The 12642-nt window shown below is 67.8% G+C and carries 13 protein-coding genes; 7 read left to right on the top strand and 6 right to left on the bottom strand.

The annotated features are described in order from the left end of the window. Positions 1–44: 44 nt before the first annotated feature. From Q0632_RS01500 to Q0632_RS01475, 6 genes are read left to right on the top strand one after another with little or no spacing between them, the layout of a single operon-like run. A complete protein-coding gene (locus tag Q0632_RS01500; RefSeq protein ID WP_298923596.1) occupies positions 45–1106 on the top strand; it encodes a ketoacyl-ACP synthase III in 1062 nt (353 codons plus the stop codon). Beyond that, the gene (locus Q0632_RS01495) at positions 1103–1882 is read left to right on the top strand and encodes an SDR family NAD(P)-dependent oxidoreductase (RefSeq protein WP_298923594.1); all 780 of its coding nucleotides are present in this window, start codon (positions 1103–1105) and stop codon (positions 1880–1882) included. The genes Q0632_RS01500 and Q0632_RS01495 overlap by 4 nt, the downstream gene beginning before the upstream one ends. Positions 1883–1902: 20 nt before the next feature. Then, entirely contained in the window at positions 1903–2526 is a 624-nt protein-coding gene (locus Q0632_RS01490; protein WP_298923592.1) for a NeuD/PglB/VioB family sugar acetyltransferase, read from the top strand. Positions 2527–2531: 5 nt separating this feature from the next. Further along, positions 2532–3587, top strand: a complete 1056-nt coding sequence (locus tag Q0632_RS01485; protein ID WP_298923588.1) for an aromatic ring-hydroxylating dioxygenase subunit alpha — start codon at positions 2532–2534, stop codon at positions 3585–3587. Continuing rightward, on the top strand, positions 3580–5079 hold the full coding sequence (locus Q0632_RS01480; protein ID WP_298923586.1) for an aminotransferase class I/II-fold pyridoxal phosphate-dependent enzyme: 1500 nt from the start codon (positions 3580–3582) through the stop codon (positions 5077–5079). The genes Q0632_RS01485 and Q0632_RS01480 overlap by 8 nt, the downstream gene beginning before the upstream one ends. Before the next feature lie 28 nt (positions 5080–5107). Continuing rightward, entirely contained in the window at positions 5108–6868 is a 1761-nt protein-coding gene (locus Q0632_RS01475) for a nucleoside-diphosphate sugar epimerase/dehydratase (protein WP_298923584.1), read from the top strand. 12 nt (positions 6869–6880) lie between these two features. Here Q0632_RS01475 and Q0632_RS01470 read toward each other — a convergent pair whose 3' ends face one another. Next, positions 6881–7513: an LON peptidase substrate-binding domain-containing protein gene (locus Q0632_RS01470; RefSeq protein WP_298923582.1), complete on the bottom strand. Its 633-nt coding sequence runs from the start codon at positions 7511–7513 to the stop codon at positions 6881–6883. Positions 7514–7567: 54 nt separating this feature from the next. On the opposite strand from Q0632_RS01470, the gene Q0632_RS01465 reads away from it, so the two are divergent. After that, complete coding sequence (locus tag Q0632_RS01465; protein ID WP_298923580.1) at positions 7568–8116, top strand: YggT family protein; 549 nt, start codon at positions 7568–7570, stop codon at positions 8114–8116. Positions 8117–8206: 90 nt separating this feature from the next. Here Q0632_RS01465 and accD read toward each other — a convergent pair whose 3' ends face one another. From accD to truA, 5 genes are read right to left on the bottom strand one after another with little or no spacing between them, the layout of a single operon-like run. Continuing rightward, entirely contained in the window at positions 8207–9079 is an 873-nt protein-coding gene (accD, locus tag Q0632_RS01460) for an acetyl-CoA carboxylase, carboxyltransferase subunit beta (RefSeq protein WP_298923578.1), read from the bottom strand. A 29-nt stretch (positions 9080–9108) separates the two neighbouring features. Next, a complete protein-coding gene (gene trpA / locus Q0632_RS01455) occupies positions 9109–9918 on the bottom strand; it encodes a tryptophan synthase subunit alpha (protein ID WP_298923576.1) in 810 nt (269 codons plus the stop codon). Next, positions 9915–11162: a tryptophan synthase subunit beta gene (gene trpB, locus Q0632_RS01450; RefSeq protein WP_298923574.1), complete on the bottom strand. Its 1248-nt coding sequence runs from the start codon at positions 11160–11162 to the stop codon at positions 9915–9917. The genes trpA and trpB overlap by 4 nt, the downstream gene beginning before the upstream one ends. Further along, the gene (locus Q0632_RS01445) at positions 11140–11841 is read right to left on the bottom strand and encodes a phosphoribosylanthranilate isomerase (RefSeq protein ID WP_298923885.1); all 702 of its coding nucleotides are present in this window, start codon (positions 11839–11841) and stop codon (positions 11140–11142) included. The genes trpB and Q0632_RS01445 overlap by 23 nt, the downstream gene beginning before the upstream one ends. Positions 11842–11849: 8 nt before the next feature. After that, complete coding sequence (gene truA / locus Q0632_RS01440) at positions 11850–12632, bottom strand: tRNA pseudouridine(38-40) synthase TruA (protein WP_298923572.1); 783 nt, start codon at positions 12630–12632, stop codon at positions 11850–11852. Between the last annotated feature and the right edge of the window lie 10 nt (positions 12633–12642).

Raw genomic sequence — 12642 nt, 5'->3', positions numbered from 1 at the left:
GGCCGCGCCATGGCAGGTCCCGCCAGCCATCCGGAGCGCCGGCCATGACCCCGGCCGGCCAGCGAGCGGTGTTGGCTGGCGCGCGCATCGCGGGTGTGGCGGCATGTGTGCCGGCACAGGTGATCGACAACACCGGTTTTGTGAAGAAGTTCGGCCAGAAGGCCGTCGACGACGTCACCAAGATGATTGGCGTCAACGCGCGGCGCTGGGCCGGCCCGGGGGTCACCACATCGGACCTGTGCCAGCAGGCCGGGGCACAACTGCTGCAGCGCCTGGAGTGGCAGGCCGGCTCGGTCGATGCCCTGATCTTCGTCTCACAGACACCCGATTACCGCTTGCCGGCCACCGCGTCGGCATTGGGCACACGGCTGGGCCTGCGCAGCGGCATCATCGCTCTGGACATCAACCTGGGCTGTTCCGCCTATCCCTATGCGCTGTGGCTGGGCATGACCATGGTGCAAAGCGGCGCTGCCCGCCGGGTGCTGCTGGCGGTCGGTGACACGGTCTCCAGGATCGTCGACCCCGCCGACCGCGCCACGGCGATGCTGTTCGGCGATGCCGGCACCATGACGGCGATCGAAGCGCAGGCCGAAGGCGCCGGCAACAAGTCCTTCTTCGTGCTGGGCAGCGATGGCGCCGGCGAGCGCCATCTCATCGTCCCGCAGGGCGGTTTCCGCCAGACCCAGGTGCAGGCCGATCCCCGGCTGGCCGACCGTGATCCAGCCTGCCTGTTCATGGATGGCGCCGAGATCTTCAACTTCACGCTGCGCACCGTGCCGGCCCTGGTGGTCGCCCTGGAAGAAGCCAGCGGCGAGGCGCGCACCGGCTGGGACCTTGTGGCCCTGCACCAGGCCAATTCCTTCATGCTCAAGCACCTGGCCAAAAAATGCGGCCTGGCCCCCCAGCAGGCACCTTCGAACATCGACAGTTTCGGCAACACCAGTTGCGCTTCGATTCCGCTGCTGCTTTGCACCAGCCAGCCGGCCGGGCGCGCGCAGACCTTGCGGCTGGCCGCCCTGGGCTTTGGCGTGGGCTTCTCCTGGGGCGGCGCCCTGGTCGACCTGGCGCCGGATGTGCCTCTGGCGTTCGTGGAGTACACCCCGTGAGTGACACAGTCAGCTTGTTCCGTGCGGATGCCTTCGCCGGCCAGATTTTCCTGGTCACCGGGGCTTCATCGGGCATCGGCAGGGCCACCGCAGCGGCGCTGGCCGGCCATGGCGCCCGTGTGGTCGTTTCGGGACGCAACGAAGAGCGCTTGCAGCAGACGCTGGCGTCGCTCGCGGGCGATGGCCACCAGGCCATCGTGGCCGAGTTGAAGGACGCCGACAGCGTGGCCGACTGGATCAAGAAACTGGTGCAGGCGCAAGGCGCGCCCCTTGCCGGCGTCTTCCACGCCGCCGGCCAGGAAGCGATCAGGCCGATCGCGATGACCAAGGACCAGCACATCGACGCGCTGCTGGGGCCGTCGCTCAAGGCCGCGTTCGGCATTGCCCGCGCGGCGGCGTCGCGTTCGGTGCTGGTCGACGGCGGCTCGCTGGTCATGATGTCCTCGGTCGCGGCCTTGCGCGGGCAGGTGGGCATGAGCGCCTACTGCGCGAGCAAGGCGGCGCTGGACGGCCTGGTGCGCTCGCTGGCCTGCGAACTCGCGCCGCGCAAGGTGCGCGTGAATTCAGTGGCGGCGGCAGCCGTGAAGACGGCCATGCATGAACGCCTGGCCGGCGGCATGCCCGGCGACGCGATGGCGGCGTACGAGCGGCGCCATCCCCTGGGCTTCGGCGAAGTGGAAGACATCGCCGCCGCTGTCCTGTTCCTGCTGTCACCCCAGGCGCGCTGGATCACCGGAACCGCCATGGTGGTCGACGGCGGCTATTGCGCGCAATAGAAAGAACCGAAAGGCAGACCATGACAAGCTGGGTACTGGTTGGTGGCGGGGCTTTCGCCCGCGAAGTGATCGGCTGGATCCGCAGCGATGCGCAGGGCGGTGCTTCGACCGTGCGCGGCTATGTGGCCCAGGAGGCTGATGCCGGCATGGATGCCTACGGTGTGGCCTGGCTGGGCAAACCCTCGGCATTCCAGCCGGTGGCGGATGACCAGCTGCTGCTGGTGATCGGAGACCCGGCAGCCAAGCGGAAGGTGGTCGGTGAGCTCGCCGCCCACCACGACCTGTTCGCTTCCTTTGTGCACAGCAGCGCCCTGGTGCATTTCACCGCCAAGCTGGGCGTGGGGGTCGTTGTCTGCCCGCGCTCGGTGGTCTCGGCCGATGCCAGGATCGGTGACTTCGTCACCATCAACCTGATGTGCAGCATCGGCCATGACGTGGTGCTGGGAGACTATTCGAATCTCAGCGCCCATGTGGACCTGACCGGTTATGTACAGGTGGGCGAGGATGCGTTTTTTGGTTCCGGTGCGCGCGTGTTGCCGCGGGTCAAAATCGGCGAACGTGCCCGAGTTGGCGCGGGTGCGACCGTGGTGCGCAGCCTGGCGCCAGACACCAGCGTCTACACCACGCCGGCCAAGCGCATCTGAGCCCCATGCAAACCTTCGACGCCACACGGCATCTTCGCGACCGTTTCTGGCATCCGGTGTGCCATCGCAGCGAACTGCCGGCCGAGGGCGACTATCTGCGATTTGAATGGCTTGGCGAGGACCTGGTGGTGCACCACGACGGCGGCCGCATCCTGGCCTTCGACAACCTGTGCCGCCACCGCGGTGCGCGCATCTTTGGCGGCGATGTCGGCAATGCCGTGGCCACCTGCCCGTACCACGGCTGGACCTACCGGGCGGGCCGCCTTGCCGGCGGCGCCCCTGAACCGGCGCTGGCCTGCGGCGTGCAACTGCGCGAGTTGCCCACAGCCTGGTGCGCGGATTTCCTGTTCGTGGCGATCGACCCCGCGGCTTCGCTGCAAGCGCAGCTCGGGGGCGTGGCGCCCATGCTCGAAGATATTTCATTCCAGCTGGCAGGGCGGCATGACTTCAACCGCGCGCACTACGAGTGCGACTGGCAGGTGGCGGTGGAAAACGCGCTGGAACCGGACCACATCGGCTTCGTCCATCCGCAGTCGCTGGGCAAGCTGGACCTGCAGGACGGCGACAACGCTTTCCATGGCATCAATTCCGTGTGGTCCGCACCCCTGGGGTCGCGTTCCACCGCGCGCCGGCTGGCCAGCATCAGCCGTTTTTTCGGCGCGCAGGGCGCTTACCAGGGCTATCTGAGCATCTACCTTTTTCCCTTCAGCATGCTGTCGTCCACCTTTGGCCTGTCGTATTCGATGCAGAACTTCTTTCCCGCGGCGGCGCCGGGTAGCACGCACTTCACCAGCCGCCTGTACCAGACCGCGGTGCAGCCTGGCGCGCCCGACGGCGTGGCCTCCACCATGTTCAATGCCAGTGCGGCCATGAACCGCCAGGTGTTTGCCGAGGATGCGGCGGTCTGCCGCCTGGTTCCTGCCGGCACCTGGACCAGCGAGGCGCTGCCCTGGCCGACTGCCGCGGAAGCCAAGGTCGAGCACTTCCGCGCCAGCTACCGCGCCCAGACCGCAGCCCAGTCAGTTGCCCAGTCAGTTGCCCAGTCAGTTGCCCATGCGTGACCTTGACCAACTGCAGCTGACGCCCCAGGCCACCCTGTCGCAGGCACTGGAACGCCTGGACCAGACCGGCCGTGGTGTGCTGCTGGTCGTCGATGCGGCGCAGCGCCTGCTGCGGACCCTGACCGATGGCGACCTGCGCCGTGGCATCCTGGCCGGCTTGCCGCTGGACGCGCAGATTTCCGGGCTCAGCGGCAGGCCGCCGCTGTCGGTCGGCCAGGCCGCCAGCCTGCAGGACGTGCAAAAGCTGATGGAGCAGCACCAGATCGACGATGTGCCGGTGCTCGACGGCGCCGGCAAGGTGGCTGACCTGATTTCGCGGCGCGACCTGGGCAGCCGCATCTATCTATCGTCTCCGCACCTGGGTGTGGAGGAACTGGGCTTTGTCGAAGACGCCTTCAGGACCAACTGGATTGCGCCGCTGGGCCCGCACGTCGACGGCTTCGAGCGCGAGCTGGCGGCCCACGTGGGCATGGGGCACGGCGCCGCGGTGAGTTCCGGAACCGCCGCCATCCACCTGGCCCTGCTGCTGCTGGGCGTGCAGCCGGGCGACACGGTGTTCTGTTCCTCACTGACCTTCGTCGGCAGTTGCAACCCCATCCTGTACTGCGGCGCGCAGCCTGTGTTCATCGATTCGGAACCGCAGACCTGGAACATGTCGCCGGCGGCGCTGGAACGCGCCCTGGCCTGGGCCCAGAAGGAGAACCGCCTGCCGCGTTGCGTGCTCATCGTCAACCTCTACGGCCAGAGCGCGGACATGGACGCGCTGCTGCCGGTGTGCGAGCGCTACGGCGTGCCGGTGCTGGAAGACGCGGCCGAGTCGCTGGGCGCGCTCTACAAGGGACGGCCCAGCGGCAGCTTCGGCGCCATCGGCATCTATTCCTTCAACGGCAACAAGATCATCACCACCTCCGGCGGCGGCATGCTGGTGGCACAGGACCAGGCCCTGATGGACCGGGCCCGCAAGCTGGCCACGCAGGCGCGCGAGCCGGCGCCCCATTACGAGCATGTCGAAGTCGGCTTCAACTACCGCATGAGCAACGTGCTGGCAGGCATAGGCCGCGGCCAGTTGCGGGTGCTGGACGACCGGGTGGCGCAGCGCCGCCGCGTCTTTGCCACCTACACGCGGGAACTGGCCGACCTCGCGCAGCTGCAATGGATGCCTGAGCCTGAGGGCTACCGCTCCACCCGTTGGCTGACCTGTTTCACCCTGGCGGGCAGCAACGCCGGTGCGCGGCGCGACCGGCTTCTCAGGTCGCTGGAGCGCCATTCAATCGAGGCCAGGCCGGTCTGGAAGCCCATGCACCTGCAGCCGCTGTTCCAGGACGCGCCGTACTTTCCACATGCGCCGCACCAGGATGTGTCGGCCGGACTGTTCGAAGCGGGCATCTGCCTGCCATCGGGCTCGAACCTGACCGACAGCCAGCTCGATCGGGTCAGCCAGGAATTGCGGCGCGCGCTGGCGCAGATTGAGAATGCCAGTGCGCCTGCCTAGGAACATATGGATCCTGTTCGGGATCGACATGGCACTGGTGGCGCTGGCCTGGGCTGCGGCGTTCTGGCTGCGCTTCAACCTGGATGTCCCGGACGAGTTCGAGGCACTGGCCTTGTCGGCCAGCCCGGTGTTCCTTCTGGCTTATGGTCTGGCCCTGATGGTCTGTCGTGTCTACCGGCAGGTCTGGAGCTACATCGGCCTGCCCGAGCTGCGCCAGCTGGCGACCGGCATCATGCTGGGGGGCGTGTTGACGGCTGCCGCCGTGCTCATGCTGCGCCTGCCGGCCTTCCCACGTTCGGTGCTGCTGCTGCAGCCGCTGATTGCGCTGGTGTTGCTGGCTGCCGCCCGGGCTGCCTGGCGCACCCTGGCCGAGCGCAGGCTGCTGCCCCTGGCCGGCCGGCGCCTGCTGATCGTTGGCTCATTGCAGGACGCGGCCGATGCACTGCGCGCCCTCAAAGGCTCGCAGCAATGGCAGCCGGTGGGCATCGTCTCGCCGATTGCCGCCGAGACCGGCCGTTCGATCCAGAACGTGCGCGTGCTGGGCACGATTGCTGCGCTGGCCGAAGTCTGCGCCGACGTCGATGCGCGCACCGCCCTGGTCGCCAGCCCGCCCGGCTCGTCGGAGCGGCGCGAGGCCCTGCTCAATGCCACTGGCGCTGGCGTCACCTTGCTGACCATGCCGCGGCCCGACGAATGGCTCAAGACCGATAGCGTCGGCCCGCGCAAGATCGAGCTGGAAGACCTGCTGGGCCGCACGCCGGTGCAGCTGGACGTGGCCGGTCTGGCCGAGCTGTTCTCCGGCCAGACCGTGCTGGTCACCGGCGCGGGCGGCTCGATCGGCTCGGAGCTGTGCCGCCAGATCGCGCGCCTGGGGGTGATGCGCCTGGTCTGCGTCGACATGTCCGAGTTCGGCATCTACCAGCTCGAGCAGGAACTGCGCGAGGCCCATCCGCAGATGCAGGGCGTCTACTACACGGCCAATGTGCGCGAGCCGGAACGCTTGCGGGCCATTTTCCGCAAGCACCGCCCATCGGTCGTGCTCCACGCCGCGGCCTACAAGCATGTGCCGCTGATGGAGACCTTGAACGAGGTCGAGGCGCTGCGCACCAACGTGGTCGGCACGCTCAATGCGGCACGCGTGGCCGGTGAATGCGGCGTGCGCCGCTTCGTCATGATCTCCACCGACAAGGCGGTCAACCCGACCAACGTGATGGGCGCCAGCAAGCGCCTGGCCGAACTGGTGGTGCAGGGCGTGGCCGCGCTGTTCGACAAGACCCAGTACGTGTCGGTGCGCTTTGGCAACGTGCTGGGTTCCAGCGGTTCGGTCGTGCCGCTGTTCACTGCGCAGATCGCGCGGGGCGGGCCGGTGACGGTGACGCACCCGGACATCGTGCGCTACTTCATGACCATTCCCGAGGCCGCGCAACTGGTGCTGCAGGCCGGCCTGATGGGCCGCTCGGGCCAGATCTTCGTGCTGGACATGGGCGAGCCGGTGAAGATCGTCGAACTGGCGCGCATGCTGATCCGCCTGTCGGGCAAGACCGAGCAGGAAGTGCCCATCAGCTACAGCGGCCTGCGCCCGGGCGAGAAGTTGTACGAGGAGTTGCTGGCCGACGACGAGACCAGCGTGGCCACGCCACACCCCAAGCTGCGCGTTGCCAAGACCGCGGCGCAGCAGCCCGATGTCGATGCCGTGCTGCGCTGGGTGGAGGAGGCGGGCCCGGCGCCGGCTGGTACGGCGTTGCGCGATTGGCTGCGCAGCCAGGTGCCCGAGTACACGCCGCGCTGAGCCGCAGCCGGCTCAGGTCGCGATGCCGGTTCGGGCCAGAACGTCGCTGACCAGCTCCAGCCGCACCAGCGGGTTGTCCAGTTCCATCAGGCGCTGCTTGAGCGCCACTGGCAGCGGCAGCAGCTCGCACCAGCGGTTGGCCACCCAGCCGCAGTCATCGAGCTGGAAAGGCTCGCGCAACGGCACTTGCTCGGGCGCGCCGGCCTTTTGCTGCAGCGACAGGATCAGCCGGCCCAGCGCCTGCGCCGTGCCCTGCAGGTCCTCGGGGATGGAGACGGCCATGTCGGCATCGAGCCGCTCGACGTCGGCCACCCACAGGCCGTGTTTGAGCTGGTCGCTGGCGGTGATGCGAAAGCGCTGGGCGCCGCTGGCGCGGATCATCATCAGGCCGGGACGCGGCATCTCGAAGCTGTCGATGGTGGCCAGGGTGCCGACGCCGGCAAAGGCTTCGCTGCCGCCAGGCGTGCGCACCTCGCTGCCGTGGGTGAGGGACACCACGCCGAAGGGCGCGCCGGCCTTGTGGCAACGGCCGATCATGTCCAGGTAGCGCACCTCGAACACGCGCAGCGGCAGCAGGCCGCCGGGGAAAAGCACCGTTCCCAGGGGAAACAGCGGAAGAGACTGCAGGGTCAGGGCGGACGGCACGGTTTTTTTCCGTTTCTGGCCGCTATCATCCCACGACCCTATTGCCCCCTGCCCATGGTCTACCAAATTGCTTCCTTCCTGCTCGATGTGGCCGCCGGCCTGCTCGGCGGCGCCTGCCTGCTGCGCCTGTACATGCAGTACCAGCGGATCGGCTTCGGCAACCCGATCGGCCGCTTTGTCTTCGCGCTGACCGACTGGCTGGTGCTGCCACTGCGTCGCGTGCTGCCGGCGATGGGGCGGGTCGACACGGCCAGCCTGGTGGGCGCGTATCTGCTGCAACTGGCGCAGTACGGCCTGCTGTACCTGCTGATGGGACGCGGCGCCGGCGCCGAGCTGCTGCCCCTGCTGGCGCTGTTCGGCCTGGTGCGGCTGGTCCTGTCCTCGCTGACGGGCCTGCTGATCGTCTACGCCATCCTGTCCTGGGTGCGCTCGGATTCGCCCATCAGCGACGTGATCGACCGCCTGTGCGCGCCGCTGCTGCGGCCGCTGCGCCGCGTCATTCCGCTGGTGGGCGGCGTCGATCTGTCGCCGCTGGTCCTGCTGCTGCTGCTGCAGGTCGGGGCCATCGTGCTGGCCTCGCTGCAAAAGGCAGTAGTCGGATAGAAGCGGTCAGTCGCCGCTGGGCCACCCCAAGGCGACTGGGCCCCCTCGGGGGGCAGGGCGCTACACGCAGTGAGCGTCCGTGGGGGCCAATCAGTCCACCGCGTCGGCCGGCTGGCGCTGCAGCATGGCCAGGGTGTTGGCCACGGTCTTGCGCAGCTCGCGGCGGTCGCAGATGAAGTCCACCGCGCCCTTGGTTTGCAGGAACTCGGCGCGCTGGAAGCCTTCTGGCAAGGTCACGCGCACGGTCGACTCGATCACGCGCGGGCCGGCAAAGCCGATCAGGGCCTTGGGCTCGGCGATCACCACGTCGCCGACGAAGGCGAAACCGGCACTGACGCCGCCCATGGTGGGGTCTGTCAGCACGCTGATGTAGGGCAGGCCCTTCTTGGCCAGCCGGGTCAGGGAGGCATTGGTCTTGGCCATCTGCATCAGCGACAGCAGGCCTTCCTGCATGCGCGCGCCACCGGTGGCGGTGAAGCACAGGAAGGGCACTTTCTGCTCGATCGCAGCCTCGACGCCGCGCACGAAGCGCTCGCCGACCACGCTGCCCATGCTTCCGCCCATGAAATCGAACTCGAAGGCCGCCGCCACCAGGTTGATGCTGTGCACGGAGCCACCCATCACGACCAGGGCGTCGGTCTCGCCGGTGTTCTCCAGGGCCTCTTTCAGCCGCTCGGGGTAGCGGCGGCTGTCCTTGAACTTCAGCGGATCGACCGGTAGCACTTCCTGGCCCAGCTCGTAACGGCCTTCGGGATCGAGGAAGGCGTTCAGGCGCGCCCGCGCGCCCATGCGGTGGTGGTGACTGCAGGTCGGGCAGACGTTCTGGTTCTGCTCCAGGTCGGTCTTGTACAGCACCGTTTCGCAGCTGGGGCACTTGACCCACAGGCCTTCGGGCACCTGGCGGCGGTCGGCCGGGTCGGTCGGCTGGATCTTCGGGGGCAGCAGTTTTTCAAGCCAGCTCATGGGGTATCTCTCCTTGGCGGTCCACCATTTTATGCGTCCAGCGCGGCACGGATGCCGCGCAGGAACTCGGCTGCCGCAGTGGCCACCCGCCCGCGCGGCTGGGCCTCGATCAGCTGGATGATCCTGGTGCCGATCACCACGGCATCGGCCACCTTGCCCACGGCCTGGGCCGTGGCTGCGTCGCGGATGCCAAAACCCACGCCTACCGGGACGCGCACGTGGGCGCGGATCCGCGGCAGCATTTGCTCCACGGCGTCGGTGTCCAGGTGGCCGGCCCCGGTCACGCCCTTGAGCGAGACGTAGTAGACATAGCCGCTGGCCACGCGGGCGACCTGCTGCATGCGCTCATCGGTGCTGGTGGGCGCCAGCAGGAAGATCAGGTCCAGGCCGGCGGCCTTGAGCTTGGCGGCGAAGTCCTCGCATTCCTCGGGCGGGTAGTCGACCACCAGGATGCCGTCCACGCCCGCGGCTGCGGCGTCGCGGATGAACGCGTCGGCGCCGTGCTTCTGGTCGTAGCGTTCGACCGGGTTGGCGTAGCCCATGAGGACCACCGGCGTCTTGCCGTCGGTCTCGCGAAAGCTGCGCACCATGGCCAGAACCTGGGTCGTGCCGATGCCCAGGGCCAGGGCTTTTTCGCCGGCCTTCTGGATCACCGGGCCATCGGCCATGGGGTCGGAAAAGGGCACGCCCAGCTCGATGACATCGGCGCCGGCTTGCACCATGGCGTGCATGAGGTCGGGCGTGACGTCGGCGTAGGGGAAGCCGGCGGTCACATAGGGGATGAGAGCCTTGCGCTTGTTTGCCTTGAGCGCAGCGAAGGTGGCGGCGATGCGGCTCATTGCTTGCCTCCCTTCACGTTCAGCCCGCGCATTGACGGCCGGTCGTAAAAATCCACGCCGGCCAGGTCGGCCACGGTGCCGATGTCCTTGTCGCCGCGGCCCGAGAGGTTGACCAGGATGGTCTGCTCGGGCTTCATGGTCTTGGCCAGTTTCATGGCATAGGCCACGGCATGGCTGGATTCCAGCGCCGGGATGATGCCTTCGGTGCGGCACAGGTAGTGGAAGGCCTCGAGCGCCTCCTTGTCGGTGATGCCCACATATTCGGCGCGGCCGATGTCCTTGAGCCAGGCGTGTTCGGGGCCGACGCCGGGATAGTCCAGGCCGGCGCTGACGCTGTGTGTTTCCGTGATCTGGCCGTTCTCGTCCTGCAGGATGTAGGTGCGGTTGCCGTGCAGCACGCCAGATGACCCGCGCTGCAGCGAGGCCGAGTGCTTGCCGCTGTCCAGGCCCTCACCGGCTGCTTCCACGCCGATCAGGCGCGTCTGGTCGTACGGGATGTAGGGATGGAAGATGCCCATGGCGTTGCTGCCGCCGCCCACGCAGGCGACCACGGCGTCGGGCTGGCCACCGCTCATCTGCGGCATCTGCTGCAGGCACTCTTTGCCGATCACGCTCTGGAAGTCGCGCACCATCATCGGGTAGGGGTGCGGGCCGGCCACGGTGCCGATGATGTAGAAGGTGTTCTCGACGTTGGTGACCCAGTCGCGCATGGCCTCGTTGAGCGCGTCCTTGAGCGTCTTGCTGCCCGACTCCACCGGCACCACGGTCGCGCCCAGCAGGTTCATGCGGTAGACGTTGGGGCTCTGGCGCTTGACGTCCTCGCTGCCCATGTAGACCACGCATTCCAGGCCGTAGCGCGCGCAGATGGTGGCCGTGGCCACGCCGTGCTGGCCGGCGCCGGTTTCGGCGATGACGCGCGGCTTGCCCATGCGCCGCGCCAGCATGGCCTGGCCGATCACGTTGTTGATCTTGTGGGCGCCGGTGTGATTGAGGTCCTCGCGCTTGAGGTAAATCTGCGCGCCACCCATCTCGCGGCTGGTGCGCGCGGCATGGTAGATGGGCGAGGGCCGGCCGACGAAGTGCGCCAGCTCGTAGTGGAATTCGGCCAGGAATTCGGGGTCGTTCTGGTACTTCGCGTAGGCCGCGCGCAGTTCGTTGATCGCGTGGGTCAGCGTCTCGCTGACGAAGCTGCCGCCATAGGCGCCGAAATGGCCCGTGGCATCAGGTTGCTGGTAAGGGGACATGGTTGGTTTCCGCAAGTTGCCTGTCGGCCGCGCGCACGGCGGCGACAAACAGATTGATCTTGCCGGCGTCCTTGATTCCCTTGGAGGACTCGACGCCGGAGCTCACATCAACGGCCAGCGATTTGCAGCGCGGCCGCACTTGCAAGATGCCATCGGTCACGTTTGCAGGCGTGAGTCCACCAGACAAAACGAGGTGAGAGCTGACGCTTGGAGGAAGACGTGACCAATTGAATGCTTTCCCGCCGCCGCCATAGCCGTCGACGTGGGCGTCGAGCAGGATGGCCTGGGCTGCAGAGTAGTCGGAAGCGAATTTTAGCAAGTCGAAGGGAGTGGCCTCGTCCAGCGGGATGCGCGCCGCGCGCAGGAATGGACGCGCGCCGCCTGCCGTGGCCGCCAGGCACTGCGCAGGCGTCTCATCGCCATGAAATTGCACTGTAGCCCCCGCCAATTGGTCGCATGCCGCTACGATTTCAGTAGCATCGGCATTGACGAAGAGCAGCACCGGCGTGACGAAAGCGGGCAGCCGCCGCGCCAGCTGGGCAGCGCGCTGCAGGCTGACGAAGCGCGGGCTGGCGCCGTACATGACGAAGCCGACCGCGTCGGCACCGGCCTCTACGGCGGCGTCCACGTCCTGCTCGCGGGTCAGGCCGCAGATCTTGATGCGGGTTCGTTGGTGCATGCTGGCCTTCAGGGCAGCCAATCATACGCAGGGCTGCGCTCGGGCAGGCCCCAGCGGGCGTCATAGACCGGCCCCAGGAAGTACAGCCCATCGGGCGAGAAGGTCGGCGCGGCGGCGTCGCGGTCGCGCGCCAGCAGCACCTGCGCCATCCATTGCGGCGGCTGCTGACCCTGGCCGACCACCAGCAGGCAGCCCATGACGTTGCGGATCATGTGGTGCAGGAAGGCGTTGGCCTCGAACTCGAAGCGCCAGTAGGGACCGCGCCGCGTGATGGCGATGCTGTTGATGGTCTTGACCGGCGTGTGGGACTGGCAGCTGGAGGCGCGAAACGAGGTGAAGTCGTGCTCGCCCAGCAAGGCCTGGGCGCTGGCGCGCATCGCGTCGCCGTCCAGTGGGCGGAAGACCCAGCCGACCCGGCCGGCCTCGACCGCAGGCCGCACCGGTGACTCCAGCAGCACGTAGGCATAGCGGCGCGCCACGGCACTGCCGCGCGCATGGAAGCTGTCGGGCACAGGCCGTGCCCATTGCACCGCGATGTCGGGCGGCAGGAAGCGGTTGGTGCCGCGGATCCAGGAGAACTCCTCGCGCTCCAGCGGCGTGTCGAAATGAACGACCTGCATCAGGCCATGCACGCCGGCGTCGGTGCGGCCGGCGCAAACGGTGGAGACGGCCTGGGTGGTGAACTGGCCAAGGGCCAATTCCAGCTTGTCCTGCACGGTGTTGCCTGCAAGCTGGCTTTGCCAGCCTGCATAGGCCTGTCCGTTGTAGCTGATGCCGAGCGCCAGCCTCATCGGCGGCCCA

Origin of the sequence: uncultured Ramlibacter sp. (assembly GCF_936925435.1) — a bacterium.
Taxonomy (GTDB): Bacteria; Pseudomonadota; Gammaproteobacteria; order Burkholderiales; family Burkholderiaceae_C; genus Ramlibacter.
This window is presented reverse-complemented; position numbering and strand designations above follow the sequence as displayed.

Coding starts and splice junctions, on each gene's coding strand:
- Q0632_RS01500 (WP_298923596.1), top strand. CDS start 45: ATGACCCCGGCCGGCCAGCGAGCGGTGTTGGCTGGCGCGCGCATCGCG.
- Q0632_RS01490 (WP_298923592.1), top strand. CDS start 1,903: ATGACAAGCTGGGTACTGGTTGGTGGCGGGGCTTTCGCCCGCGAAGTG.
- Q0632_RS01485 (WP_298923588.1), top strand. CDS start 2,532: ATGCAAACCTTCGACGCCACACGGCATCTTCGCGACCGTTTCTGGCAT.
- Q0632_RS01480 (WP_298923586.1), top strand. CDS start 3,580: ATGCGTGACCTTGACCAACTGCAGCTGACGCCCCAGGCCACCCTGTCG.
- Q0632_RS01475 (WP_298923584.1), top strand. CDS start 5,108: ATGGCACTGGTGGCGCTGGCCTGGGCTGCGGCGTTCTGGCTGCGCTTC.
- Q0632_RS01465 (WP_298923580.1), top strand. CDS start 7,568: ATGGTCTACCAAATTGCTTCCTTCCTGCTCGATGTGGCCGCCGGCCTG.
- accD (WP_298923578.1), bottom strand. CDS start 9,079: ATGAGCTGGCTTGAAAAACTGCTGCCCCCGAAGATCCAGCCGACCGAC.
- trpA (WP_298923576.1), bottom strand. CDS start 9,918: ATGAGCCGCATCGCCGCCACCTTCGCTGCGCTCAAGGCAAACAAGCGC.
- trpB (WP_298923574.1), bottom strand. CDS start 11,162: ATGTCCCCTTACCAGCAACCTGATGCCACGGGCCATTTCGGCGCCTAT.
- Q0632_RS01445 (WP_298923885.1), bottom strand. CDS start 11,841: ATGCACCAACGAACCCGCATCAAGATCTGCGGCCTGACCCGCGAGCAG.
- truA (WP_298923572.1), bottom strand. CDS start 12,632: ATGAGGCTGGCGCTCGGCATCAGCTACAACGGACAGGCCTATGCAGGC.